Genomic DNA, 24,826 nt, shown 5'->3' with positions numbered 1-24,826 from the left:
ATGCATCTGCTCAGGACCCAGCCCGGTGGTTTCATCAGCGATGACAACATCGCCGACCTTGGACAAACCCCCGCCGAGCTGGTGATCCTGTGCAGCGGTGATTCCAGCCTGGCGCTGCTGGCCGAAGCGGCGCAGCAACTGCCCGCCGACTACCCGAGCCTGCGCCTGGCCAACCCGATGCAGGTGCAGAACCACGCCTCGGTGGACCTGTACGTCGACCAAGTGCTGCGCCACGCCAAGGTCATCCTGATTTCCCTGCACGGCGGCATCGGATATTGGCGTTACGGTATCCAGCGCCTGGTGGAGCTGGCCGGGCAAGGCGTGCAGTTGATTCTGGTACCGGGGGACGACCGCCCCGATCCTGAACTCAGCAGCTTGAGTAGCGTCTGCGCCGCAGAACGCGACCGCCTGTGGCACTTTCTGCGCCAGGGCGGGCTGGGTAATGCGCTGGATTTCTATCGCTGCCTGGCCAGTCGCTACTTGGGCCGTGATTACCCGTGGGCCGAGCCGCAAACCCTGCCGCGCACGGCGATTTATCACCCGCACCAGGCCAATGCCCGCCTGAATCACTGGCAGGCAGACTGGAACGCCGAATGGCCGGTGGCGGCGGTGCTGTTCTACCGTTCGCACTTGCAGGCGGCCAATACTGGTTTTATTGATGTTTTCTGCCAGCGCTTGCAGGCGGCGGGTCTTAACCCGCTGCCGATGGCGGTGGCCAGTTTGAAAGAGCCCGGCTGCCTGGCGGTGGTCGAGGATCTGCTGGATGAGGTTCAGGCGGCGGTGATTCTCAACACCACCGGCTTTGCCCAATCCAGCCCCGAAGCCCCCCATTTGCGACCGTTTCGCCGCAATATCCCGGTGATCCAGGCGATCTGCGCCCAGGACAACCAACCCGGCTGGGAAGCCAGCGAACAGGGCCTGGGGCCCCGCGACCTGGCGATGCACATCGCCTTGCCAGAACTGGACGGGCGCATCATCAGCCGTCCGATCAGCTTCAAGGATTTGGCCTGGCGCAGCGAACGCAGTCAGTCGGACGTGGTGTGCTACCGCGCGGCGCCCGAGCGCATGGACTTCGTGGCCGAGCTGGCAGGGCGCTGGGTCGAGCTGGCACGGGTGCCGAATGCAGATAAACGTATCGCACTGATTCTCGCCAATTACCCGACCCGCGACGGGCGCATCGGCAACGGCGTGGGCCTGGACACACCGGCCGCCGCCTTGAATATCCTGCTTGCCCTGCAAGCCGAGGGCTATCCGCTGCCGCAAACGCTACCCGGCAGCGGCACCGCCCTGATCCACGAGCTGCTCGGCGGTGTGACCAACGACCTCGATAGCCTCGACCTGCGCCCTTGCCAGCAAAGCCTGGGCCTGGATGAATACGAGGCGATGTTCATGCGCCTGCCCCAAGCTAATCGCCAGGCCGTGCTGGAACGCTGGGGCACGCCACACAACGACCCGATGTGTCGCGACGGGCGCATGATGATCGCCGGCCTGCGCCTGGGCCTGACCTTTGTCGGCATCCAGCCGGCCCGGGGTTACCAGGTGGATGCCAGCGCGGTCTACCACGACCCGGACCTGGTACCGCCCCACGCTTACCTGGCGTTCTATTTCTGGCTGCGCCACACCTACGGCGCCCATGGCGTGATCCACGTCGGCAAGCATGGCAACCTGGAGTGGTTGCCGGGCAAAGGTGTCGGGCTGTCCGAGAACTGCTGGCCGGATGCGCTACTGGGCCCGTTGCCCAATATCTATCCGTTTATCGTCAACGATCCGGGTGAGGGCGCCCAGGCCAAGCGGCGTACCCAGGCGGTGATCATCGACCACCTGATGCCGCCGCTGACCCGCGCCGAAACCTACGGCCCGCTGCGCAACCTGGAGTTGTTGGCGGACGAGTATTACGAAGCGCAGTTGCTCGACCCACGCCGCGCCCTGGAACTGCAGAAGGACATCCTCAAGCTGGTGCGCGAAACCCGCATCGATCAAGAGCTTGAACTGGATAACGATGCCGATGCTGCCGTCTGGCTGCCGCGCCTGGACACCTACCTGTGCGATCTGAAGGAATCGCAGATCCGCGATGGCCTGCATATCTTTGGCGAGTCGCCAGAGGGCCGCTTGCGTATCGACACCTTGCTGGCCCTGCTGCGTATCCCGCGTGGCGACGGGCGCGGTCCGCAATCGAGCCTGCTGCGGGTGTTGGCCAAGGCCTTCGAGCTGGGTTTTGACCCGCTGGACTGTGCCCTGGCAGAACCCTGGACCGGGCGACGCCCCGAGGTGTTGCAGAAGATCGACGGACAGTTGTGGCGCACCGCTGGCGATACCCGTGAACGCCTGGAGCTGTATGCGGCGCGGTTGATCGAACAAGCACTGGAAGGACCGCTCGAACAGCTTGAGGAGCCCGGTTGGGAGGAAGTGAAATCGGTGATCGAAAGCCTGCGCATCGTCGTCGCGCCGCGCCTGGATGCCTGCGGCCCGGCGGAAATGCGCGGTTTGCTGGATGCCCTGGGCGGTCGTTTCGTGCCGGCCGGGCCCAGCGGTGCGCCGAGCCGTGGGCGCCTCGATGTACTGCCGACCGGGCGTAACTTCTTCACCGTGGATGTGCGCAATCTGCCGACCACCACCGCCTGGCGTATCGGCTTCCAGTCCGCACACCTGATGCTTGAGCGACACCTGCAGGACCACGGCGACCATTTGCGCCAACTCGGGCTTTCTGTGTGGGGTACCGCGACCATGCGCACCGGCGGCGACGATATCGCCCAGGCCATGGCGTTGATGGGCGTGCGTCCGGTGTGGGCCACAGGTAGCCAGCGCGTCGATGACTTTGAAATCCTGCCAATCAGCCTGCTGGACCGCCCAAGGGTTGATGTCACGCTGCGGGTGTCCGGTTTCTTTCGCGATGCCTTCGCCAGCCTGATCCGCCTGTTCGATGCTGCGGTGCAGGCGGTTGCGGCGCTGGATGAGCCGGACGACATGAACCCGCTGGCGGCCAAGGTGCGCAGCGAGCGCAAGGCGTTGATTGCGTCTGGCCTGGACGAAGACGCGGCGACCCGGCAGGCCGGCTGGCGCATTTTTGGCGCCAAGCCCGGCGCGTATGGCGCGGGCGTGCAGGGCGCCATTGACGGTCGTTTATGGCAAAGCCGCGAAGACCTGGCCGAGGTCTACCTCAATTGGGGCGGCTACGCCTATGGTGGTTCTGATGAAGGCACCGCCGCCCGCGAACAATTCGCCCGGCGCTTGAGCCAGGTGCAGGCGGTGCTGCAGAACCAGGACAACCGTGAGCACGATCTGCTCGACTCCAATGACTACTATCAATTCCAGGGTGGCATGCTCGCCGCCGTGGAGACCCTGAGCGGCGAAAAGGCCGCCAGCTACCATGGCGATCATAGCCAGCCGGACCTGCCGAAAATCCGCACACTGAAGGAAGAGCTGAACCGGGTGATCCGTTCCCGCGCCGCCAATCCCAAGTGGATCGAAGGGGTCAAGCGCCACGGCTATAAAGGCGCGTTCGAGATGGCGGCGACGGTGGACAATCTGTTCGCCTTTGACGCTACCACCGCGTTGATCGACGATCATCAATATGCATTGCTGGCCGATGCCTACCTGCTCGACCCCGACACTCGGGCGTTTGTGCAGCAGCACAATCCCGATGCCCTGCGTGACATGACCGAGCGCATGCTGGAAGCCCAGCAGCGCGGGATGTGGCAGGAGCCGGGGGCGTACCGCGAGGCATTGGAAAACCTGTTGCTGGATATAGAAGAAGACACCTGATGCTTACCAGAGCGCACGCCTCACGGTAGGAGCGAGCTTGCTCGCGAAAAACGCAAGGGCAACGCGCTCATCCAGAATGCTCGCGTCAACCTTGACTATTTTCGCGAGCAAGCTCGCTCCTACAGGGGCGCTACAGAATTCATCGAGATATCAGTATGACTGACACCCCGCATTTCCCACTGTCCGCCGTGGTCGGCGCCGACGAGCTGAAGCTGGCGCTGTGCCTGACCGCCATCGACCCGAAGATCGGCGGTGTGCTGATCGAAGGCCCGCGCGGCATGGCCAAGTCCACCCTGGCCCGTGGCCTGGCAGACCTGCTGGCCAGCGGGCAGTTTGTCACCTTGCCTTTGGGCGCCACTGAAGAGCGCCTGGTGGGCACCCTCGACCTGGATGCAGCACTTGGCGAAGGCCGGGCGCAGTTTTCCCCCGGTGTATTGGCCAAGGCCGACGGCGGCGTGCTGTATGTCGATGAAGTCAACTTGCTGCCCGACCACTTGGTGGACCTGTTGCTCGACGTCGCCGCCAGCGGCACCAACCTGATCGAGCGCGACGGTATCTCCCACCGGCATGCGGCGCGCTTCGTGCTGATCGGCACCATGAACCCGGAAGAGGGTGAATTGCGCCCGCAACTGCTGGATCGCTTTGGTTTCAATGTGGCGTTGAGCGGGCAGACGTTGCCGGCCGAGCGTGGGCAGATCATCCGTCGGCGCCTGGATTTCGACAGCGATGCCCAGGGTTTCTGTGCGCAGTGGGCTGGACAACAGGCCGCGTTGCGCGAGCGTTGTACCCAGGCTCGCGCGCGACTGGACAGCATCGCCCTGGATGATCAGGCCCTGGCACAGATTACCGAGCGCTGCTTTGCGGCCGGTGTCGATGGCCTGCGCGCCGACCTGGTGTGGCTGCGCGGGGCGCGGGCGCATGCGGCCTGGCGTGGAGCTGCGGCGATCAGTGAGGAGGATATAGACGCGGTAGCCGAGTTTGCCTTGCGTCATCGACGCCAGGAGCATGCACCCCCTGCGAGCCCGCCCGACAGCGCTCAGGCGCCCAAGCCCTCTGAGCCCTCTGAGTCTTCTACTGGACAAGGTCAGTGGGGCGAAATGCCGGCGCCCGTGCAAGCCATGGGCGCCCGGCGTGAAGTACCGGCCTGGCCAAAAAAGCCCTAGGCATTCGCCCCCGGCCTGACGCGGGGGCGGATGCCCGGCCCAAGGCGGGTCGACTGGACAAGGGCAGGCAGGGGCGGGCACGCAATGGCGCCGAGGGCTCGGTCAACTGGCCGGCGACCTTGCTCGGCGGGCGGCCGCAACGTCGGGCAGACCTGGTGTATCGACTGCGCAGTCGTTCGCCCCATGAACTGTGGTTGGTGATTGTCGATGCGTCGGCGTCTACCCGTCGCCATCAAGCCTTGAGTGACGCCAAAGGCGTGCTTGCCCAGGTGTTTGACGATGCTTATCGCCAGCGCGCGCGATTGGCGTTGTTGACGGTGAGCGGGCAAGTGCCGAGCTGGCAGGTACAAGGCTTGAAGGCCGCCAAAGATTTGGGCCGCTGGTTGCAAGCGTTGGGCGCCGGTGGTGGTACACCGCTGCTGGCGGCATTGACCGAGGCCGGGCACTGGCTCAAGGCCCGCCGTCAGCGCTACCCGGCCGAGCAGCAACGGTTGCTGGTGATGACCGATGGCCGGCTCAAGGATATCGGTCCATTACCGCTGCTGGATTGTCCGGGGTTGTTGGTGGATATCGAACGTGGGCCGATCCGGCTGGGGCGGGCTCGGGAGCTGGCTGCCGGGTTGCAGGTCGATTATCGGCATATAGATAGTCTGTAGCGCTGGGGCTACCGCTATCGCAGGCAAGCCCACCCCACAAATATCAACCCGCCCCCGGCACATTCGGCCAAAGATCCGCCACCAGAAACAGCCGCTCCGCTTCCTCCCAGTCCCCGCCGTTCGGAATCATCCGCACCAACAACTGTGCCGGCGCCATCGGGTCAAGGTCGGCCAGCCAGCGCTGCATCTGTTCTTCACTCCAGATTTCCCCGGCAGGGTAATGCGCCGGTGCAAGCCAGGCATGGCGGGGCAGCGGCTGCCAGCGGCCCGCTGGACTGTTGCGGATAAAGTCCAGCCAGTCACGCTGATGCAACCAGCGCCCCCGCAAGTGCTGGGGGTGGGCGCCAAGGGGCGGCCCAGCCTCGCCGGGCCAGGGGTACAGCAAGTAGCCTCCCAGCCACAGATGGGCATCGAACTGTTGGATATCCAGCGCCGCCAGTACCTCGCGACTTTCCGCCCTGGCCGAGATGGGCAGTTGATGGTCAGCCAGATGCGCCAGTTTGCGATCCAGTCGGTCATGGCAGCCAGGGCCCAGCCACTGTGCCGTGTCCTGGCCGCTGCCGTCCTGGGGGCCGAGGTAGAGTTTGATCGCCAGTTCCAGGTGATGCACGCCGTCGCGGTCGCGCAGCAGCATGTCCAGCTCGCCCAGGGTATGCCCGGCCTGGCGGATCGGCAGGTTGGCCGCCAGCAATTGCACGCCTGGGGCGTGTCGTACGGCAAATTGCCAAAGGCGTTCGTAATACAGGCCCAGGCGCCGGGTACGGGCCAGGCTCAGCCAATGCAGCAGGGCGCTGCTGTCCTGGTCCAGTTGCTTGAGCCATTGCTCCAGTGCCGCGGGTTGCTGTACCCAGTCGCTGCCGGCCAGGGGATGACGCTGGGGCCAGGGTGTCTGTTCCAGCATCGGCGGGGCGAGGATCACCCACGCCAGGTCCCGCACCTCGGGATGACGTAATTGACGGGGCAGGTACTGCAAGTCTGGGAACGGATTCATGGTCCGAGCATAGCTGTTTCCTACTTCCGGCGTGATCGTGCCGGGTGTTGAGAACCGTTGTCGTCTGGGCCCTGGGGCGACAAAGGATTTTGTCTAACGCGGCCTTTCGCCCATAATCGTTCTTTTTGCCAGACCCAAACCCCGCAGGAGCCCCATGGAGCAATTTCGCAATATCGGCATCATCGGTCGCCTGGGCAGTACCCAGGTTCTGGACACCGTCCGCCGGCTGAAAAAGTTTCTGCTTGAGCGCCACCTGCATGTGATCCTCGAAGACACCATCGCCGAGATTCTGCCAGGCCACGGCCTGCAGACCTCGTCGCGCAAAATGCTCGGTGAAGTCTGTGACATGGTGATCGTGGTCGGCGGCGACGGCAGCCTGCTCGGCGCAGCCCGGGCCCTGGCGCGGCATAACGTGCCGGTGCTGGGGATCAACCGGGGCAGCCTGGGGTTCCTCACCGATATCCGCCCCGACGACCTGGAAGTCGAAGTGGCCAAGGTGCTGGACGGTCATTACCTGGTGGAAAACCGCTTCCTGCTGCAAGCCGAAGTGCGTCGCCACGGCGAAGCCATCGGCCAGGGTGATGCCCTCAATGACGTGGTGCTGCACCCTGGCAAATCGACGCGGATGATCGAGTTCGAGTTGTACATCGACGGCCAGTTCGTCTGCAGTCAGAAAGCCGACGGCCTGATCGTCGCCACGCCCACCGGTTCCACGGCCTACGCGCTGTCGGCGGGCGGGCCGATCATGCATCCCAAGCTCGATGCCATTGTGATCGTGCCGATGTACCCCCATATGTTGTCGAGCCGGCCGATTGTGGTCGATGGCAACAGTGAGCTGAAAATCGTGGTTTCCAAAGACATGCAGATCTACCCGCAAGTCTCCTGTGACGGGCAGAACCACTTCACCTGCGCCCCCGGTGACACCATCACCGTGAGCAAAAAGGCGCAGAAGCTGCGATTGATCCACCCGCTGGATCACAACTACTACGAAGTGTGCCGCACCAAGCTGGGCTGGGGCAGCCGCTTGGGGGGTGGAGGCGACTGATGCTCGATCCCGCGCGTAGCTACGACCTGATTGGTGACGTGCACGGTTGCGCTCATACCCTTGAGCACCTGCTCGACCAGATGGGTTACCACAAGCAGGGCGGCACCTGGCGCCATCCTTCACGCATGGCGGTGTTCCTCGGCGATATCATCGACCGTGGCCCGCGCATTCGCGAGGCGCTGCATATCGTCCATGACATGGCCGAAGCCGGCCAGGCGCTGTGCATCATGGGCAACCATGAATTCAACGCCCTGGGCTGGAGCACATTGGCGCCGCCTGGCAGTGGCAAGCAGTACGTACGTGAACATTCGCCACGCCACGCGCGGCTGATCCACGAGACTTTGACCCAGTTCGAACACCATCCGGCTGACTGGCACGACTTCCTCGGCTGGTTCTACGACATGCCGTTGTTTGTCGACGCCGGGCGTTTCCGGGTGGTACACGCCTGCTGGGATTCGGGGCTGATCGAACCGCTGCGCGGGCAATTCCCGGACGGCTGTATCGACGAGCACTTCCTGCAGGCCGCAGCGGTACCTGGCAGTTTTGCCTGCAACGCCTTCGACCGCCTGCTGCGCGGCACCGACATGCGCCTGCCGGACGGCCTGACGCTGACCGGCGGCGACGGGCTGACCCGCTCGTTCTTTCGCACCAAATTCTGGGAAGACGATCCGAAAACCTACGGCGATATCGTGTTCCAGCCCGATGCCTTGCCCGACCCTGTGGCGCGTACGCCTTTGTCGTCGAGTGAGAAAAATTCCTTGCTGCGCTATGGCGTCGATGAACCGCTGTTGTTCGTCGGCCACTACTGGCGCAGTGGCAAACCGGCGCCGATTCGCTCGAACCTGGCCTGCCTGGACTACAGCGCAGTGCTGTACGGCAAGCTGGTAGCGTACCGACTGGACCAGGAAACCCGCCTCGATCCGAACAAGTTTGTCTGGGTCGATGTCGAGCGCCCCGAGGTGATTTCATGAGTAGCGTGGCGGTTTTACGTTTGCCGCTGAATGTGGACCTGGGCGGCTTCGTCAAGCTGTTGCAGCGCATGCAGGTGCCCCATCGCGTCAGCGAAGAGGCCGGCGAGCAAGTGCTGTGGGTGCCGGACGCGATCAGCGAGGACGTGCGCAGCCTGTATCAACGCTTTCCTGCCGGCGACCCGGACCAGCAGCTGGATATTCCCCAGGAACAGATGGCCAAGCGTCCCGGTTTCCTCCAGCAATTGCGCCACAGCCCACTGACGGCCGGTGTATTGCTGCTGAGCCTGATCGTCGCTGTGCTGACCCTGCTTGGCGATAACCTGCAAACCATGAGCTGGCTGACTTTCCTGAATTTCCACGTGGCCGGTGAATACCTGTACTTCACCCCCCTGGCCGACAGCCTGGCGGCGGGGCAGTGGTGGCGGTTGGTGACGCCGATGCTGATCCACTTCGGCATCCTGCACCTGGCCATGAACGGCATGTGGTACTGGGAACTGGGGCGGCGCATCGAGTCGCGCCAGGGCAGTATCAACCTGCTGGGCCTGACCCTGCTGTTCAGCCTGGTGTCCAACTACGCGCAATACACTTTTGGCGGGCCTGGCCTGTTCGGTGGTTTGTCTGGCGTGCTGTACGGCCTGCTGGGCCATTGCTGGATCTACCAGATGCTCGCGCCCAACCCGGCGTATCGCCTGCCGCGTGGCGTGCTGGTGATGATGCTGGTGTGGTTGTTGCTTTGCCTGTCGGGGCTGGTCTCGATGATCGGTTTCGGCGAAATCGCCAATGCGGCCCATGTCGGCGGCTTGCTGGTCGGATGCCTGACGGGCTTGCTGGGCGGCTTGTACAGCCGTCACAGGCAGGCCCAGTAAACCTTCTAATTTGTTAAGGAAGAGTCTTATGTCCTCTTTTGCTGAAATGATCGAAAACATCACCCCGGATATCTACCAGAGCCTCAAGCTCGCCGTGGAAATCGGCAAATGGTCCGATGGCCGTAAGCTCACCGCCGAACAGCGCGAGCTGTCCCTGCAGGCGATGATCGCCTGGGAGCTGCAAAACCTGCCGGAAGACCAGCGCACCGGCTATATGGGCCCGCAGGAATGCCAATCGAAGTCGACCCCGGTGGAAAACATCCTGTTCAAGTCGGATGCCATCCATTGATTGAGATTGGCCGTGGTGCAGTCAGCAAGATGTCGGCGCAACTGGGTTCGCCGACCGTTCAATACGCTTTTCGCCTGGGCGATACCGAGGTGCCGGTCAACCCGTTGATCGGCACGCATGTGCGCCTGGAATACCTCGGTGCGATCCACTGCACCCATTGCGGACGAAAGACCAAGACCAGCTTCAGCCAGGGCTATTGCTACCCGTGCATGACCAAGCTGGCCCAGTGCGACCTGTGCATCATGAGCCCCGAGCGCTGCCATTTCGATGCCGGCACCTGCCGCGACCCGGCCTGGGGCGAAAAATTCTGCATGACCGACCACGTGGTGTACCTGGCGAATTCGTCGGGGATCAAGGTCGGCATCACCCGCGCCACCCAGTTGCCCACGCGCTGGCTGGACCAGGGTGCAAGCCAGGCGCTGCCGATCATGCGCGTGGCCACACGCCAGCAATCGGGCTTCGTCGAGGACGTGTTGCGTAGCCAAGTGGCCGACAAGACCAACTGGCGCGCGTTGCTCAAGGGCGACGCGGCGGCGGTGGACCTCAAGCAGGTACGCGACGAGCTGTTCGTCTCCTGCGCCGATGGCCTGCTGCAATTGCAGGAACGCTTTGGCCTGCAGGCCATCCAACCGGTAACCGATATCGAGCCCCTCGAAATCCGCTACCCGGTGGAGCAATATCCGGCCAAGATCGTCAGCTTCAACCTGGACAAGAACCCGATTGCCGAAGGCACGCTGCTGGGGATCAAGGGCCAATACCTGATCTTCGATACCGGCGTTATCAATATTCGTAAATACACGGCTTACCAGCTCGCCGTGCATCAGTAGAAGGATTTCACGCATGCGCACCGAACAACCGAAGATGATTCACCTGAAGGACTATCAGGCGCCCGAGTACCTGATCGACGAGACCCACCTGACCTTCGAGTTGTTCGAGGACCACAGCCTGGTCCACGCGCAGCTGGTGATGCGCCGCAATCCCGAGCGCGGCGCCGGCTTGCCGCCACTGGTACTGGACGGCCAGCAACTGGAGCTGTTGAGCGTGACCCTGGGCGACCGGGAACTGAGCGTCGACGACTACCAGTTGACTGACAGCCACCTGACCTTGCACCCGGCCAGCGACACCTTTACGGTCGATACCAGCGTACGCATCCACCCGCAAACCAACACCGCCCTGGAAGGCCTGTACAAATCCAGCGGCATGTTCTGCACCCAATGCGAGGCCGAGGGCTTTCGCAAGATCACTTATTACCTGGATCGCCCGGACGTGATGAGCACGTTCACCACCACCGTGATCGCCGAGCAGCACAGCTATCCGGTGCTGCTGTCCAACGGCAACCCGATTGCCAGCGGCCCCGGCGAAGACGGCCGGCACTGGGCGACCTGGGAAGACCCGTTCAAGAAACCGGCCTACCTGTTCGCCCTGGTGGCCGGCGACCTGTGGTGCGTCGAAGACACCTTCACCACCATGAGCCAGCGCACCGTCGCGTTGCGCATCTATGTCGAGCCGGAAAACATCGACAAGTGCCAGCACGCCATGAACAGCCTGAAGAAGTCCATGCGCTGGGATGAAGAGGTCTACGGTCGCGAATACGACCTGGATATCTTCATGATCGTGGCCGTGAACGACTTCAACATGGGCGCCATGGAAAACAAGGGCCTGAATATCTTCAACTCCAGCGCGGTGCTGGCCCGCGCCGAGACGGCGACCGACGCCGCGCATCAGCGGGTCGAAGCGATCGTCGCCCACGAGTATTTCCACAACTGGTCGGGCAACCGCGTGACCTGCCGCGACTGGTTCCAACTGTCGCTCAAGGAAGGCTTCACGGTATTCCGGGATTCGCATTTCTCCGCCGACATGAACTCGGCCACCGTCAAGCGGATCCAGGATGTGGCTTACCTGCGTACCCACCAGTTCGCCGAAGACGCAGGACCGATGGCTCACGCCGTGCGCCCTGACAGCTTTATCGAGATTTCCAACTTCTACACCCTGACCGTGTACGAAAAGGGCTCGGAAGTAGTGGGCATGATCCATACCTTGCTCGGCGCCGAAGGTTTCCGCAAAGGCAGTGACCTGTACTTTGAGCGCCACGACGGCCAGGCCGTGACCTGCGATGACTTCATCAAGGCCATGGAAGACGCCAATGGCAGCGACCTGACCCAGTTCAAGCGCTGGTACAGCCAGGCCGGTACGCCACGTCTGGCGGTGAGCGAGTCCTACGATGCCGCAGCCAAGACCTACAGCCTGACCTTCCGCCAGAGCTGCCCGCAAACCCCGGATAACGTGGAAAAGCTGCCGTTCGTGATTCCCGTGGCCCTGGGCCTGCTGGGCGCCAACGGTGCTGACCTGCCGTTGCGCCTGGCCGGTGAAGCGGCTGCGCAGGGTACGTCGCGGGTGGTGTCGGTGACTGAGGCCGAGCAGACGTTTACCTTCGTTGATATCGCTGAGCAGCCGTTGCCGTCGCTGCTGCGTGGCTTCTCGGCACCGGTGAAGCTGAGCTTCCCCTACAGCCGCGACCAACTGATGTTCCTGATGCAGCACGACAGCGACGGTTTCAATCGCTGGGATGCCGGCCAGCAACTGGCGGTGCAGGTGTTGCAGGAACTGATCGGCCAACACCAGCAGGGCAAGCCCCTGGTCCTGGACCCGCGCCTGATCAGCGCGCTGCGCAGCGTGTTGAGCGACGACAGCCTGGACCAGGCCATGGTCGCGGAAATGCTTTCGTTGCCGGGCGAAGCCTACCTGACCGAAATCAGCGAAGTGGCCGACGTCGAAGCCATCCATACCGCCCGCGAGTTTGCGCGCAAGCAGTTGGCCGACAACCTGTTCGAAGGCCTGTGGCTGCGTTACCAGGCCAATCGCGACCTGTCGCGCAAGACGCCTTACGTGGCAACGGCCGAGCACTTTGCACGCCGCGCCTTGCAGAATATTGCGCTGTCCTACGTGATGCTCAGTGGCAAGCCTGAAGTGCTGGCCGCGACCCTGGAGCAGTTCGACGCCTGTGACAACATGACCGAACGCCTGACGGCCCTGGCGGTGCTGGTCAATTCGCCGTTCGACGCCGAGAAGGCCAAGGCCCTGCAAGTGTTTGCCGAGAACTTCAAGGACAACCCGCTGGTCATGGACCAATGGTTCAGCGTCCAGGCCGGCAGTGCGTTGCCAGGCGGCCTTGCGCGGGTCAAAACGCTGATGCAACACCCGGCGTTCACCCTCAAGAACCCGAACAAGGTACGTGCTCTGGTCGGTGCATTCGCCGGGCAGAACCTGATCAACTTCCACGCCGCCGATGGCTCGGGCTATCGCTTCCTGGCTGATCTGGTGATCGAGCTCAATGCCTTCAACCCGCAGATTGCCTCGCGGCAGTTGGCGCCGCTGACTCGCTGGCGCAAATACGATAGCGCCCGCCAGGCGCTGATGAAGGCCGAGCTTGAGCGCATCCGGGGTTCGGGCGAGTTGTCCAGCGATGTGTTCGAGGTGGTCAGCAAAAGCCTCGCATGACGTTTGACTCACCCCTGGCCGCCTACCAGCAGGCCCTGGCCAATGGTTTTGTGGCTGACGATGCGCAACGCCAGGCGGTCGAGGCGTTGCAGGCATGCCATGCGGCGCTGCACCAAAGCGCCGAAACACCGGTCACCGGGGTTTACCTCTGGGGGCCGGTGGGGCGTGGCAAGACCTGGCTGATGGATCAGTTCTATCAGAGCCTGCGGGTGCCTGCGCGGCGCCAGCACTTTCATCACTTCATGGGCTGGGTGCACCAGCGCTCGTTCCAGTTGACCGGCACCCCCGATCCTTTGCAGGCCCTGGCCCGTGAATTGGCCGGGGACGTGCGGGTGCTGTGTTTTGACGAACTGTTCGTCAATGACATCGGTGACGCGATCATTCTGGGGCGCCTGTTCCAGGTGATGTTCGACGAAGGGGTGGTGATGGTCTGCACCTCCAACCAACCGCCGGAGCAGTTGTACACCGGCGGTTTCAACCGTGAGCGCTTCCTGCCGGCCATTGAGGCGATCAAGGCCCATATGCAGGTGGTGCCGGTCGCCGGGAGTGAAGATCACCGCTTGCATCCGGGAACCGCTGAGCAGCGCTACTGGGTGGATGAGCCTCAGGCATTGGCACAGGTCTTTGCGCGCTTGAGCGAGGGGCAAGCCTGCAGCGCTGCGCCGGTTGTCGTGGGTTCGCGCAGTATTGCCACGGTGCAGTCGTGCGAGACGGTGCTGTGGTGCCGTTACGCTGACTTGTGCGAGCAACCGCTGGCGGCCATGGATTTCATGCAGCTGTGTGATCGCTACAGCGCCATATTACTCGGCGAAGTCCCCAGCTTGAGTGCACAGCAGCGTCCCGGACGTATCGCCCGCGGCACCGAAGACGGTGCCCAGCGTGTGGATGCGGGGGATCGTGAGTTACCGCAACTGTCTGTGCACGACGACAGCGTGCGGCGCTTTATCGCCCTGGTCGATGAGTGTTACGACCGTAAAGTACCGTTGTATATCGAGGCCAAGGTGCCCTTGGTGTCGCTTTATACCGAGGGTTACCTAGAGTTTGCGTTCCGCCGGACCCTCAGTCGCTTGCAAGAAATGCAGCTGCAGCGCTTTGGTAGATAATGGCCTTGAGCCATCTTCTGTCGATTGAAAGCGCGATCGCACTTTCCTGCACCAACCTGTCATTAATCTCCTTCATCTATGGCCTACAGCCCGCTTACAATCGAGGTTTTGCGGGGAGGTGATCCCTGCCTATCTGCTATCGAGGAAGGAAATGGAAGCCGCAGAAATACTGGTGCTGCAAGCCAGCTACAGCAACCCCGTACAGGCCGAGGCCATCGGCCTGTTGCTCAATCACTACGCACAAGACCCCATGGGCGGGGGCAAGGCCTTGTCCGCCGATCTGTTGGCGCAACTGCCGGCTGAGTTGGCCAAGCGTCCCCATGCATTCAGCGTGCTGGCCTTTGTCGGCGGTGAGCCGGCCGGGCTGGTGAATTGCTTCGAAGGTTTCTCGACCTTCGCCTGTCGTCCGCTGGTCAACGTGCATGATGTGGTGGTCATGGAGCAATTTCGTGGCTTGGGCCTGAGCCAGAAAATGCTGCAAAAGGTCGAGGAAATCGCCCGTCAGCGCGGTTGCTGCAAGATCACCCTGGAGGTGCTGGAAGGTAATCCAGTGGCACAGGCGTCATACCGCAAGTTTGGTTTTGATGATTCGGTATTCGACCCAGCCCATGGCCGCATGTTGTTCTGGAGCAAGGCGCTCTAATCAATGCTGATGGTTTTCACGCGAAGCATGGGAATCATCGGGCAAAAAAAAGCGCCCGATACAGGGCGCCAAGTTGACCTTCACCATCGGAGCACAATGGTGCCGGGTAGTACTCAGTGCATCAGCTCTTGGGTTGCTCGGTGTCCCGCGCCTGTTCGGCGGATCCGGATTTAGCACCCTTGGTATCGGCGGCCGCAGTTTGCTCGGTGCTGCTGCGGGTCTGCTCCTGGATAAAGCTGAAGTTGTTGAAATGCTCCTTCACGCGATCCGAGCCGCCTTCGGCGAAGGCGGCAACGGAGGTCAGGCCCAGCAGGCCGGCGAGCATCAAGGCTGAAAGTTTCATCGCATGTATTCCCATTAAAAGTGATCGGTATCTGCACCGTCCCTGATCAGATTTATGGGAATAGTCTGTAGGAAACTTATTAAGTGGGAATTAACGTCAAGAACATCCAAAGTTAACGGGACGGTTAACTTTGGATGGCGTGCGGAGGGGGTTACTTCTGCACCACATTCCTTGGGGCGGTGCTGGCCTTGGGCTTGATCAGGCTGAAGTCGATCAAGGCCTTCTGCGGACGCTGGTAGGGATCGCCAATCAACAACGGCCGTGGCTTGAAGCTATCGCTGACCAGGCTGCGACTGCGGTCCAATTCGTCGAAGCTCAGGCCCGCCAGGTCGGCCCAGGTGTGAATCAGCTGCGAGCTACTGTAGGGCCGTTGCACGTCGCCTTGCATATTCCAGTCGTGGGTGGCGCGCCACTTTGGCGACGCCCAGGTCATGAAGGGAATGGTGTACATCGGCGCCGTCGGCTTGCCTTCGTTGCGGCCCAGGGTGTCGTGGCCTGCCGAGTCGAACACATCCTCGCCGTGGTCGGACAGGTAGAGCAGGAACCCATTGGGGTCGGTCTTGGCGTAGTCCTTGATCAGGCTCGACACCACGAAATCGTTGTAGCGCACCGCGTTGTCATAGCTGTTGTAGGTCGGCAGTTGATCATCGTTCACGCCGTCCGGGACGCCCTGACGGTCGGTAAACGTGTCGAAGCTCGGCGGGTAGCGGTACTGATAACTCATGTGGGTGCCCAACAGGTGCACCACGATCAGCTTGCGCTCGGCCTTGTCGGCGAGGGCCTTGGAGAACGGCTCCAGCACATCGCCATCGTACTGGCGGGCGTTCTGGTTGCGGTTGTTATTGAGGTACACCTGCTCGTCGGCCTGTTCGGAGAACGTGGTGAGCATGGTATTGCGCTTGGTCATCGTCTGTTGGTTGGTGATCCAGAAGGTCTTGTAGCCGGCCTGTTTCATCATGCTGACGATGGACGGGGTCTTGAGGTACAGGTCCGGGTGCTCTTCGTCGGCAAAGGTCAGCACCTGTTGCAGCGCCTCGATGGTGTAGGGGCGCGGGGTGATGACGTTGTCGAAGACGTCCAGTTGGTCGCGCAGCTTGTCCAGCTCCGGGGTGGTCTTGCGTGGGTAGCCGTAGAGGCTCATGCGCTGGCGGTTGGTGGACTCGCCGATCACCAGGACCAGGGTCGACGGCTGGCCGGCCATGCTGTCCTTGAAGTTGCTCAGGGGTGGGATCTTGCTGGCGTTGTCGAGCATGCCCTGCATGTTATTCAGTTGCTGGGTGTAGCGACGATAGGCGACGATCATCTGCCACGGTACAGCCGGTTCGACACGGGTTTCGAAACCATCGATGGCCCGCTCCAGGGTGTCGTTGGTGGCGATCTGCTTGACCAGCGGATAACCAACAATCGCCAGCACAATCGCGGTCGCCGCGACCATTGCCCGGCCCCTGGGCAGATAGACCGGGCGCACGCGGGTCCACAGGAAAACGGCCAGGGCGGTGTGGGCAATGAAGGCCAGCACGATCCACCAGGCAAAATATTGGGTGGCGTACTCGCCGGCTTCAGAGATGTTCGACTCGAACATGATGAAGATGACGCTCTGGGAAAATTCCTGCTGGTAAATAAAGAAATAGCCCAGGCTGGCCATGGAACAGGCCCACAACACCACGCCGATCAACGCGGCCAGCAGCCGGGTGCGATGTGGGAAGAGAAGCATGGGCGCCAACCACAATGCGCTCATGAAGAACGCCTGGCGGAAACCACTGAAACCGGAAGTGCCGGTCAGCTGGATCAGCAGTTGGGTAATGCCTGAGAAATACCAGAAAAACAGGAACATCCAGCCAAGGCCGGCCCAATCAAACCCTTTTGCAGACTTCGTGCTGCGTTTGAACATCGCCATGCAGCGCTCCAACCCAATAATTACCACCGCCCATGCGTGAGGCGGCGTTCTGGCGGGGGATTATCGGGAAGGGCGGGTGAAAACTTTGTGAGTTGGATCCGAGGTGGCAATCCTTGCCGGCTCCTGCAAAGGGTCAGCAGGTGATGGCTTGATTCGTGAGCTGGGCCTGCAACTGCGCACGCAGACGTAGCACTTCCTGCTGCAACTGTTCACGTTCGTCTTTCAACTGGCGCAGTTCGTCGCGGCGCACGGTCACGTAAAGGGTCTGTGGCGGGCGTGTCATCTGTGCAGTGCGCATTGCTTACCTCGCAAATAGCCGGTGTATTGCGGTGCCAGAGCGCGTGATTGAAGGCGCATGGCAGGAGTCAGGGGCGATTCTGATTTCTTTTTTGTCTCAATGGAACTTTTTTATTTTTCACGGTCGATGTGACTTTTCCGGGGGTGATGGTGAAAGGATGGCCACTTTTTCTGATGAAACTAGTGCGATTGGCGCCGGACTAATCCCTCATTGCGCTATAAACTGTGTCACACATTTTTTTGATTTGTAGTTAGGAGCATCAACACATGCAACTGGGGATTATCGGACTAGGCCGCATGGGCGGGAATATTGCGCGCCGCTTGATGCTCAATGGGCATACCACCGTGGTCTACGACCGCAATGAAGCATTCGTCAAAGGCTTGAGCGAAGAGGGTGCGACCGGCGTTGCCGACCTCGCTGCCCTGGTTGCCGGCCTGCAAAAACCGCGGGCGATCTGGGTCATGCTGCCGGCGGGCGAGGCGACCGAAACCACGATCAACGACCTCAGCGAACTGATGGAAGCCGGCGATGTGATCATCGACGGCGGCAACACCTTCTATAAAGACGACGTGCGTCGCGGCAAGGCCCTGGCGGAAAAAGGCCTGCACTACGTGGACGTCGGGACGTCCGGTGGCGTCTGGGGCCTGGAGCGTGGCTACTGCATGATGATTGGCGGCGACGCCGAGACCGTCAAGCACTTGGACCCGATCTTCGCCACCCTCGCGCCAGGCCTGGGCGATATCCCACGCACCAAGGACCGTACCGCCACTGATGATCGCGCCGAGCGTGGCTACATCCATGCAGGCCCCGCCGGCTCCGGGCATTTCGTGAAGATGATCCACAACGGCATCGAATACGGAATGATGCAGGCGTTTGCCGAAGGCTTTGACATCCTCAAGACCAAGAACTCGGAAAACCTGCCGCAAGACCAGCGTTTTGACCTGAACGTGGCCGACATTGCCGAAGTCTGGCGTCGTGGCAGCGTGGTTTCCTCCTGGCTGCTGGACCTGACCGCCGATGCCCTGGCGACCGACCCCAAGCTCGACGGTTATTCAGGTTCCGTGGCCGACAGCGGTGAAGGGCGCTGGACCATTGAAGCGGCCATGGAGCAATCGGTGCCGGTGCCGGTGCTGTCCAACTCGTTGTTCGCCCGTTTCCGCTCGCGTCAGCAAAGCACTTACGGTGACAAGTTGCTGTCGGCCATGCGCTTCGGCTTCGGCGGCCATGTGGAGACTTCCAAAAAATGACGGCCAACGGCAAGAAACCCAAGGCCGAACCCGCTCCACCCACTACCTTGTTCCTGTTCGGCGCCCATGGCGACCTGGTCAAGCGCCTGCTGATGCCGGCGCTGTACAACCTCAGTCGCGATGGCCTGTTGGGCGATGGGCTGCGGATTGTCGGGGTGGATCACAACGCTATCAGCGATGCCGACTTCGCCAAGAAACTCGAAGACTTCATCCGCACCGAAGCGGCGAGCAAGGTCAAGGGCAATGCCGAACATGCACTGGACCCACAGTTGTGGGCCCAGTTGGCCAAGGGCATCAGCTACGTGCAGGGGGATTTTCTCGATGACGGCACCTATGCCGATATCGCACAGAAGATCGCCGACAGTGGCACTGGCAATGCGGTGTTCTACCTGGCCACTGCGCCGCGCTTCTTCAGTGAAGTGGTGCAGCGCCTGGGCCGGGCCAACCTGCTGGAGGAAAGCCCCGAGGCTTTCCGCCGCGTGGTGATCGAAAAACCATTCGGCTCCGACCTGGCCACGGCCGAGGCGCTGAACGCCTGCCTGCTCAAGGTCATGAGCGAAAAACAGATCTATCGCATCGACCATTACCTGGGCAAGGAGACGGTGCAGAACATTCTGATCAGCCGTTTCTCCAATGTGCTGTTCGAAGCGTTCTGGAACAACCACTACATCGACCACGTGCAGATCACCGCTGCCGAAACCGTCGGCGTGGAAACCCGGGGCAGTTTCTTCGAAAACACCGGGACCTTGCGCGATATGGTGCCCAATCACCTGTTCCAACTGCTGGCAATGATTGCCATGGAACCGCCGGCGGCCTTTGGCGCCGACGCGGTGCGCGGCGAGAAGGCCAAGGTGATTGGTGCCGTGCGCCCATGGTCGATTGCGGATGCGCGGGCCAACTCGGTGCGTGGCCAATACAGCGCCGGCGAGATCGGTGGCAAGTCACTGCCGGGCTACCGGGAAGAGGCGAATGTCGCACCCGACAGCAGCACCGAGACCTTCGTGGCGCTGAAGGTGATGATCGATAACTGGCGCTGGGTCGGCGTGCCGTTCTACCTGCGTACCGGCAAGCGCATGAGCGTGCGCGACACCGAAATCGTCATCTGCTTCAAGCCGGCGCCCTATGCGCAGTTCCGCGACACCGAAGTCGACGAACTCAAGCCGACATACCTGAAGATCCAGATCCAGCCCAATGAAGGCATGTGGTTCGACCTGCTGGCGAAAAAGCCCGGGCCGACCCTGGACATGGCCAACATCCAGCTAGGGTTTGCCTACAAGGATTTCTTCGAGATGCAGCCTTCCACTGGCTACGAAACATTGATCTATGACTGCCTGACCGGTGACCAGACGTTGTTCCAGCGCGCCGACAACATCGAAAATGGCTGGCGTGCCGTGCAGCCGTTCCTCGATGCCTGGAAGGAGGACGATGGAATTGAGGCCTACAAGGCAGGCGAAGACGGCCCCGCAGCGGCGGATGCATTGCTGGCCCGTGATGGCCGTGCCTGGCATAGCCTGGGATGAGTGAGGCGACGATTCACCCCATCCGATTTTTGTTGAGTGATATGGACGGCACCCTGTTGCTGCCCGATCACAGCCTGAGCCAGCGCACCATTGACGCGGTGCGTGCGTTGCGCGACGCCGGGGTGTTTTTCAGCCTCGCCACCGGGCGGCCGCCCAAGGCCATGCTGCAGCAGATCGAAGCCCTGGGCGTCGATGTGCCAACAGCAGGCTTTAATGGTGGCACCCTGGTCAATCCGGACGGCAGCATCCTGGTGGCTCACCACTTGCCAGCGGAAGCGGCCCTGGTAGCACTGGCGCTGTTTTCCCCGCATCCGGATGTGGAAGTCTGGGTGTTTGCCGATGGCGACTGGCTGTTACGAGACGCCAGCGGTCCCATGGTGCCGCGTGAGCAACACGGCCTGGGGTACGCGCCCGTGGTGGTGGAGAGTTTCGAGCCGTTCCTGGAACGGATCGATAAGATCGTCGCTGCCAGTAACAACACGCAACTGCTGATTGAACTGGAGGCGCAATTGCAGCCCAAGGTCCAGGGGCTGGCGCAGGTGTCGCGTTCGCAGCCGGTCTATCTCGATGTCACGGCAATGCAGGCCAATAAGGGCGATGCCCTGAAAACCCTGGCAGCCCATCTTGGGGTGGCGCTGGAGCAAACGGCGGCTATCGGCGATGGCGGCAATGACCCGGCGATGTTTCATGTCGCCGGGCTGTCGATTGCCATGGGCCAGGCCGAAGAGGCGGTCAAGCGTCAGGCCAATGTGGTCACTGGCAGCAATGTCGAGGACGGCGCGGCCCAGGCGATTGAGCGGTTTATCCTGGCGAGCGCTTGAGCGCTCGCCATCCCTTCACAGCCAGTAACTGACCCCGTACCAGCCCAGCACACCCATCACCACCGTATACGGTAGCGCCATCCAGACCATGCGCCCGTAGGACAGGCGAATCAGCGGTGCAATCGCCGACGTCAATAAGAACAGGAACGCCGCCTGGCCATTGGGCGTCGCCACGCTGGGCAGGTTGGTCCCGGTATTGATCGCAATGGCCAGGGTCTCGAAGTGCTCGCGGCTCATATGGCCGGACACAAACGCCTGCTTGACCTCGGTGATGTAGATCGTCGCCACAAACACGTTATCGCTGATCGCGGACAACAGGCCATTGGCAATAAACAGCATGCCCGGTTGTTGTTCGGCGGGCAGGGCCAGCACCCATTGGATCAATGGGGTGAACAGTTGTTGATCATGAATCACCGCCACCACGGCAAAAAACACCACCAGCAACGCGGTAAAGGGCAGGGCGTCCTTGAAGGCATTGCCGATGCGGTGCTCTTCGGTAATCCCGGTAAAGGCAGTGATCAGCACAATCACCAGCAAGCCGATCAGGCCTACTTCGGCGATATGAAAGGCCAGGCCGGCGATCAGGATCAGCGCCGCCAAGCCCTGGACAATCAGCGCCGCACGCTGGCGTGGCGTGCGCTCGGCATTGTCTTCACGGGCGTAGTTGGCCAGCACCTGGCGTACGTTATCCGGCAGCAGCGTGCCGTAGCCAAACCAGCGCAACTTTTCCAGCAGGACGCAGGTGGCCAGACCGGCGACCAACACGGGCAGGGATACCGGAGCAATCCGCTGGAAGAACTCGCTGAAGTTCCAACCCATCTCATGGCCGATCAGCAGGTTCTGTGGCTCGCCCACCAAGGTGCACACGCCACCCAGGGCTGTGCCGACGGCGCCATGCATCAATAGGCTGCGCAGAAACGCGCGGAACTGCTCAAGGTCGGCGTGGTGCAAGGTGGGCAACTGTTGGTCGTCGCTAAATTCACTGTCCTGGCGCGGATCGTTGCCACTGGCCACGCGGTGATAGACCGAATAGAACCCCACGGCGGCGCTGATAATCACCGCCGTCACAGTCAAGGCATCGAGAAAAGCGGACAGAAAGGCAGACAAAAAGCAGAACATCAGCCCCAACAGCGCCTTGGAGCGCACACCGAGTAACAGGCGCGAAAACAGAAACAGCAGCAAGTCCTTCATAAAGTAGATGCCGGCCACCATAAACATCAGCAGCAGGATCACCGGAAAGTTGTGCAGCAGTTCGTCGTACAGCGCCTGGGGCGTGGTCATGCGCAGCAACAGCGCCTCGACCATCAACAGCCCACCGGGCATCAACGGGTAGCAGTGCAGCGCCATGGCCAGGGTGAAAATGAACTCTGCCACCAGTAGCCACCCGGCCGCCACCGGGCCGAAAACCCACAGTACCAGGGGGTTGATAATCAGGAATGCGAGGATGCTGGCCTTGTACCAACGGGGCGAGTGCCCAAGAAAATTATGGGCGAAGGCCTGGGCCATTGATCCGGACATGGGGTGCTCCTTGGGGCGAGAAGCGCGCAAGGTGCCCGATGTTCACCCAATGTAGGAGCGAGCTTGCTCGCGAAAAACCTGAGGGTGCCGCATACATCCTGGTGCCCTGCGGCATTGTTAAAGTTTTTCGTCGGAAAGCCGCCCGGAGACAAGCTCGCTCCTACAGTAAATGCGTCAGTCAGCGAATAACCGATCAGCACTTACAAAGTTGCAGTAAGCGCGTGAGCTTACTTAGGCATTGCCCAGGACTGTAGTTGATAACCTTCGCCATTGAGTTCGGCGCGGGCTTGCAGCAGCAGGGTTTCCAATTGCTTGGGATCGGAATAAGTGCTGCAAGGAATCTGCTTGCGCCCGATGCGGTTTTCGGTGCGGTCGATAACGGTCAGGCTCAATTCGCCAGTCCCGTCTTGTGGGGCCCAGGCCACGCAGTGAAAGGGCTGGAAAGCACGGTCTGCGATCAAAAGAGCTTCGTTGATACGGAGCGGGGCGTTCATGGGGTCTTCTCTCTAAGTGCCCAATCAAATGATGTGCCGTCGGTTGGGCTTACCGTTCGGCTAGTACCTGTACTGATGCACGATGACGGGGTACGGGTCACATCTTAAAACAAGAAAATTCAACTTTTCGTGATTAACGTCATGTAAGAGGCCCATTTGAAAGCTGAATGAAAGATTGAAGTAGCGCCGTGCAAAGGTGCCTGATCGCCAAATGCTGTATTCAGGGGGGTGTTATCGCAAAACGATACAAGGGGGTGTCAAGATCTTGCTAGGGTTATCAACAGTCGCCTCAAACTGTTGTTTCTAAATAACTTTAATGATTTTGACGCCAAGGAATAGTCATGATTGTTACACCCCCACTGCGTCGTTTACTTGTGGTCGATCCCTGTGATGACTGCCACCAGTTATTACCTGGTTTGCGGGCGGCCGGGTGGGATGTCGACAGCTGTGCCTTGGACGCCCTCGGGGATCGTACCTGTGATGTGGGATTGTTACGGCTGCAGCCCGCTCACTTGCAGCGGCCCGAAGCGGTTAAAGAGCTGATTAGCCGCAGCGGTACTGAATGGATTGCCGTGCTCAGCCCCGAAGTGCTGCGTCTGCAGAAGGTCGGCGACTTTGTCTGTGAATGGTTTTTCGACTTTCACACCTTGCCATTTGATGTGTCGCGGGTCCAGGTCACCCTCGGTCGTGCGTTTGGCATGGCGCGCTTGCGTGGTAAAGGCATTGCCCACGTGGATGAGCCAGAACATGAGCTGCTGGGCGACAGCCGGCCGATCCGCGAGTTGCGCAAGTTGCTGGCTAAACTGGCGCCCACCGAATCGCCGATTCTGATCCGTGGCGACAGTGGCACCGGCAAGGAGTTGGTGGCAAAGACCCTGCACCGGCAATCCCAGCGCCACGCCAAGCCGTTTGTGGCGATCAATTGCGGGGCGATTCCAGAACATTTGATCCAGTCCGAACTGTTCGGTCATGAAAAGGGCGCGTTCACCGGCGCTCATCAGCGCAAGATCGGGCGTATCGAAGCGGCCAACGGCGGCACCTTGTTCCTCGATGAAATCGGCGATCTGCCGATGGAATTGCAAGCCAACCTGCTGCGTTTTCTCCAGGAAAAACACATAGAACGTGTCGGTGGCAGCCAGCCGATCCCGGTGGATGTGCGGGTACTGGCGGCGACCCATATCGATCTGGAGGCGGCGATCGAGAAGGGCACATTTCGCGAAGACTTGTACTACCGCCTGAATGTCTTGCAAGTGACCACCGCCCCCCTGCGTGAACGGCATGGCGATGTGGGCATGTTGGCCAACCATTTCTCCCGTTTCTACAGCCAGGAAACCGGACGTCGCCCGCGTAGCTTCAGCGAGGATGCCCTGGTCGCCATGGGCAAGCATGGATGGCCGGGTAATGTGCGTGAGTTGGCCAACCGGGTACGGCGCGGGTTGGTACTGGCCGAAGGGCGACAAATCGAAGCGATCGACCTGGGGTTGCAAAGCCACCAGGCAATCATATTGCCGATGGCTACACTGGAAGATTACAAGCACCGCGCCGAACGTCAGGCGTTGTGCGATGTGCTGAACCGGCACAGCGACAACCTGAGTGTCGCTGCCCGAGTGCTGGGAGTTTCCCGGCCCACGTTCTACCGGTTGCTGCACAAACACCAGATCCGCTAGGGCGGGTAAAAAAGCCCCGTCGCGACCCTTATCG

The 24,826-nt window shown here is 61.3% G+C and carries 21 protein-coding genes; 15 read left to right on the top strand and 6 right to left on the bottom strand.

Annotated elements, in window-relative coordinates; genetic code table 11:
• The 3 genes from cobN (at position 1) to BFQ03_RS10800 (ending at position 5,581) form a co-directional block, all read left to right on the top strand.
• Positions 1–3,762, top strand: coding sequence for a cobaltochelatase subunit CobN (gene cobN, locus BFQ03_RS10810; RefSeq protein ID WP_065943054.1), 3,762 nt, complete (start codon positions 1–3; stop codon positions 3,760–3,762).
• Positions 3,763–3,917: 155 nt separating this feature from the next.
• Positions 3,918–4,925 carry a magnesium chelatase ATPase subunit I gene (locus BFQ03_RS10805; RefSeq protein WP_065943053.1) on the top strand — a complete coding sequence of 336 codons (1,008 nt, stop codon included), beginning with the start codon at positions 3,918–3,920 and terminating at the stop codon, positions 4,923–4,925.
• Between the two features lie 53 nt (positions 4,926–4,978).
• The gene (locus BFQ03_RS10800) at positions 4,979–5,581 is read left to right on the top strand and encodes a vWA domain-containing protein (RefSeq protein ID WP_032861440.1); all 603 of its coding nucleotides are present in this window, start codon (positions 4,979–4,981) and stop codon (positions 5,579–5,581) included.
• 43 nt (positions 5,582–5,624) lie between these two features.
• Here the strand turns inward: BFQ03_RS10800 and BFQ03_RS10795 are convergent, their stop codons facing one another.
• The gene (locus BFQ03_RS10795) at positions 5,625–6,572 is read right to left on the bottom strand and encodes a DUF1853 family protein (RefSeq protein WP_065943052.1); all 948 of its coding nucleotides are present in this window, start codon (positions 6,570–6,572) and stop codon (positions 5,625–5,627) included.
• A gap of 154 nt (positions 6,573–6,726) precedes the next feature.
• On the opposite strand from BFQ03_RS10795, the gene BFQ03_RS10790 reads away from it, so the two are divergent.
• From BFQ03_RS10790 to BFQ03_RS10755, 8 genes are all read left to right on the top strand, one after another.
• A complete protein-coding gene (locus BFQ03_RS10790; RefSeq protein WP_010210870.1) occupies positions 6,727–7,617 on the top strand; it encodes an NAD(+) kinase in 891 nt (296 codons plus the stop codon).
• Entirely contained in the window at positions 7,614–8,588 is a 975-nt protein-coding gene (locus BFQ03_RS10785; RefSeq protein WP_162237648.1) for a metallophosphoesterase, read from the top strand. The genes BFQ03_RS10790 and BFQ03_RS10785 overlap by 4 nt, the downstream gene beginning before the upstream one ends.
• Positions 8,585–9,454 carry a rhomboid family intramembrane serine protease gene (locus tag BFQ03_RS10780; RefSeq protein ID WP_065943051.1) on the top strand — a complete coding sequence of 290 codons (870 nt, stop codon included), beginning with the start codon at positions 8,585–8,587 and terminating at the stop codon, positions 9,452–9,454. The genes BFQ03_RS10785 and BFQ03_RS10780 overlap by 4 nt, the downstream gene beginning before the upstream one ends.
• Before the next feature lie 28 nt (positions 9,455–9,482).
• Positions 9,483–9,743, top strand: coding sequence for a YeaC family protein (locus BFQ03_RS10775; RefSeq protein ID WP_029291449.1), 261 nt, complete (start codon positions 9,483–9,485; stop codon positions 9,741–9,743).
• Positions 9,740–10,570, top strand: a complete 831-nt coding sequence (locus tag BFQ03_RS10770; protein ID WP_032861181.1) for a DUF2797 domain-containing protein — start codon at positions 9,740–9,742, stop codon at positions 10,568–10,570. The genes BFQ03_RS10775 and BFQ03_RS10770 overlap by 4 nt, the downstream gene beginning before the upstream one ends.
• 13 nt (positions 10,571–10,583) lie before the next feature.
• Complete coding sequence (gene pepN, locus BFQ03_RS10765; protein ID WP_065943050.1) at positions 10,584–13,241, top strand: aminopeptidase N; 2,658 nt, start codon at positions 10,584–10,586, stop codon at positions 13,239–13,241.
• Complete coding sequence (gene zapE / locus BFQ03_RS10760) at positions 13,238–14,344, top strand: cell division protein ZapE (protein WP_032861177.1); 1,107 nt, start codon at positions 13,238–13,240, stop codon at positions 14,342–14,344. The genes pepN and zapE overlap by 4 nt, the downstream gene beginning before the upstream one ends.
• Positions 14,345–14,495: 151 nt before the next feature.
• On the top strand, positions 14,496–14,987 hold the full coding sequence (locus tag BFQ03_RS10755) for a GNAT family N-acetyltransferase (protein WP_032861175.1): 492 nt from the start codon (positions 14,496–14,498) through the stop codon (positions 14,985–14,987).
• A 121-nt stretch (positions 14,988–15,108) separates the two neighbouring features.
• Here the strand turns inward: BFQ03_RS10755 and BFQ03_RS10750 are convergent, their stop codons facing one another.
• The 3 genes from BFQ03_RS10750 to BFQ03_RS30225 all read right to left on the bottom strand — a co-directional run bounded on the left by BFQ03_RS10750 (position 15,109) and on the right by BFQ03_RS30225 (position 17,525).
• Positions 15,109–15,330 (bottom strand): hypothetical protein, encoded by a 222-nt coding sequence (locus BFQ03_RS10750; protein ID WP_032861173.1) that lies wholly within the window; start codon positions 15,328–15,330, stop codon positions 15,109–15,111.
• Positions 15,331–15,481: 151 nt separating this feature from the next.
• Positions 15,482–17,227 (bottom strand): phosphoethanolamine transferase CptA, encoded by a 1,746-nt coding sequence (locus tag BFQ03_RS10745; protein WP_065943049.1) that lies wholly within the window; start codon positions 17,225–17,227, stop codon positions 15,482–15,484.
• 133 nt (positions 17,228–17,360) lie between these two features.
• Complete coding sequence (locus tag BFQ03_RS30225) at positions 17,361–17,525, bottom strand: DUF6026 family protein (protein ID WP_156356811.1); 165 nt, start codon at positions 17,523–17,525, stop codon at positions 17,361–17,363.
• Between the two features lie 266 nt (positions 17,526–17,791).
• On the opposite strand from BFQ03_RS30225, the gene gnd reads away from it, so the two are divergent.
• From gnd to BFQ03_RS10730, 3 genes are read left to right on the top strand one after another with little or no spacing between them, the layout of a single operon-like run.
• Complete coding sequence (gene gnd, locus BFQ03_RS10740; protein WP_032861171.1) at positions 17,792–18,772, top strand: phosphogluconate dehydrogenase (NAD(+)-dependent, decarboxylating); 981 nt, start codon at positions 17,792–17,794, stop codon at positions 18,770–18,772.
• The gene (gene zwf, locus BFQ03_RS10735; protein ID WP_032861170.1) at positions 18,769–20,292 is read left to right on the top strand and encodes a glucose-6-phosphate dehydrogenase; all 1,524 of its coding nucleotides are present in this window, start codon (positions 18,769–18,771) and stop codon (positions 20,290–20,292) included. The genes gnd and zwf overlap by 4 nt, the downstream gene beginning before the upstream one ends.
• Positions 20,289–21,113 (top strand): Cof-type HAD-IIB family hydrolase, encoded by an 825-nt coding sequence (locus BFQ03_RS10730; RefSeq protein ID WP_032861169.1) that lies wholly within the window; start codon positions 20,289–20,291, stop codon positions 21,111–21,113. The genes zwf and BFQ03_RS10730 overlap by 4 nt, the downstream gene beginning before the upstream one ends.
• A 15-nt stretch (positions 21,114–21,128) precedes the next feature.
• Here the strand turns inward: BFQ03_RS10730 and nhaB are convergent, their stop codons facing one another.
• Complete coding sequence (gene nhaB, locus BFQ03_RS10725; protein ID WP_032861168.1) at positions 21,129–22,631, bottom strand: sodium/proton antiporter NhaB; 1,503 nt, start codon at positions 22,629–22,631, stop codon at positions 21,129–21,131.
• Between the two features lie 227 nt (positions 22,632–22,858).
• Complete coding sequence (locus BFQ03_RS10720; protein WP_032861167.1) at positions 22,859–23,125, bottom strand: hypothetical protein; 267 nt, start codon at positions 23,123–23,125, stop codon at positions 22,859–22,861.
• Between the two features lie 341 nt (positions 23,126–23,466).
• Between BFQ03_RS10720 and BFQ03_RS10715 the strand changes: the two genes are divergently transcribed.
• Complete coding sequence (locus BFQ03_RS10715) at positions 23,467–24,792, top strand: sigma-54 dependent transcriptional regulator (RefSeq protein WP_032861166.1); 1,326 nt, start codon at positions 23,467–23,469, stop codon at positions 24,790–24,792.
• Positions 24,793–24,826 lie beyond the last annotated feature (34 nt).

The organism is Pseudomonas sp. 25 R 14 (assembly GCF_900004755.1).
Lineage (GTDB): Bacteria > Pseudomonadota > Gammaproteobacteria > Pseudomonadales > Pseudomonadaceae > Aquipseudomonas > Aquipseudomonas brenneri.
Note: the sequence above shows the minus strand (reverse complement) of the source record. Positions and strands in the feature narration are given on the sequence as shown.

What these genes read in the sequence shown, in the direction of transcription:
- cobN (WP_065943054.1), top strand. Translation starts at nt 1, where the DNA reads ATGCATCTGCTCAGGACCCAGCCCGGTGGTTTCATCAGCGATGACAAC.
- BFQ03_RS10805 (WP_065943053.1), top strand. Translation starts at nt 3,918, where the DNA reads ATGACTGACACCCCGCATTTCCCACTGTCCGCCGTGGTCGGCGCCGAC.
- BFQ03_RS10795 (WP_065943052.1), bottom strand. Translation starts at nt 6,572, where the DNA reads ATGAATCCGTTCCCAGACTTGCAGTACCTGCCCCGTCAATTACGTCAT.
- BFQ03_RS10790 (WP_010210870.1), top strand. Translation starts at nt 6,727, where the DNA reads ATGGAGCAATTTCGCAATATCGGCATCATCGGTCGCCTGGGCAGTACC.
- BFQ03_RS10780 (WP_065943051.1), top strand. Translation starts at nt 8,585, where the DNA reads ATGAGTAGCGTGGCGGTTTTACGTTTGCCGCTGAATGTGGACCTGGGC.
- BFQ03_RS10775 (WP_029291449.1), top strand. Translation starts at nt 9,483, where the DNA reads ATGTCCTCTTTTGCTGAAATGATCGAAAACATCACCCCGGATATCTAC.
- pepN (WP_065943050.1), top strand. Translation starts at nt 10,584, where the DNA reads ATGCGCACCGAACAACCGAAGATGATTCACCTGAAGGACTATCAGGCG.
- zapE (WP_032861177.1), top strand. Translation starts at nt 13,238, where the DNA reads ATGACGTTTGACTCACCCCTGGCCGCCTACCAGCAGGCCCTGGCCAAT.
- BFQ03_RS10755 (WP_032861175.1), top strand. Translation starts at nt 14,496, where the DNA reads ATGGAAGCCGCAGAAATACTGGTGCTGCAAGCCAGCTACAGCAACCCC.
- BFQ03_RS10750 (WP_032861173.1), bottom strand. Translation starts at nt 15,330, where the DNA reads ATGAAACTTTCAGCCTTGATGCTCGCCGGCCTGCTGGGCCTGACCTCC.
- BFQ03_RS10745 (WP_065943049.1), bottom strand. Translation starts at nt 17,227, where the DNA reads ATGGCGATGTTCAAACGCAGCACGAAGTCTGCAAAAGGGTTTGATTGG.
- BFQ03_RS30225 (WP_156356811.1), bottom strand. Translation starts at nt 17,525, where the DNA reads ATGCGCACTGCACAGATGACACGCCCGCCACAGACCCTTTACGTGACC.
- gnd (WP_032861171.1), top strand. Translation starts at nt 17,792, where the DNA reads ATGCAACTGGGGATTATCGGACTAGGCCGCATGGGCGGGAATATTGCG.
- zwf (WP_032861170.1), top strand. Translation starts at nt 18,769, where the DNA reads ATGACGGCCAACGGCAAGAAACCCAAGGCCGAACCCGCTCCACCCACT.
- BFQ03_RS10730 (WP_032861169.1), top strand. Translation starts at nt 20,289, where the DNA reads ATGAGTGAGGCGACGATTCACCCCATCCGATTTTTGTTGAGTGATATG.
- nhaB (WP_032861168.1), bottom strand. Translation starts at nt 22,631, where the DNA reads ATGTCCGGATCAATGGCCCAGGCCTTCGCCCATAATTTTCTTGGGCAC.
- BFQ03_RS10720 (WP_032861167.1), bottom strand. Translation starts at nt 23,125, where the DNA reads ATGAACGCCCCGCTCCGTATCAACGAAGCTCTTTTGATCGCAGACCGT.
- BFQ03_RS10715 (WP_032861166.1), top strand. Translation starts at nt 23,467, where the DNA reads ATGATTGTTACACCCCCACTGCGTCGTTTACTTGTGGTCGATCCCTGT.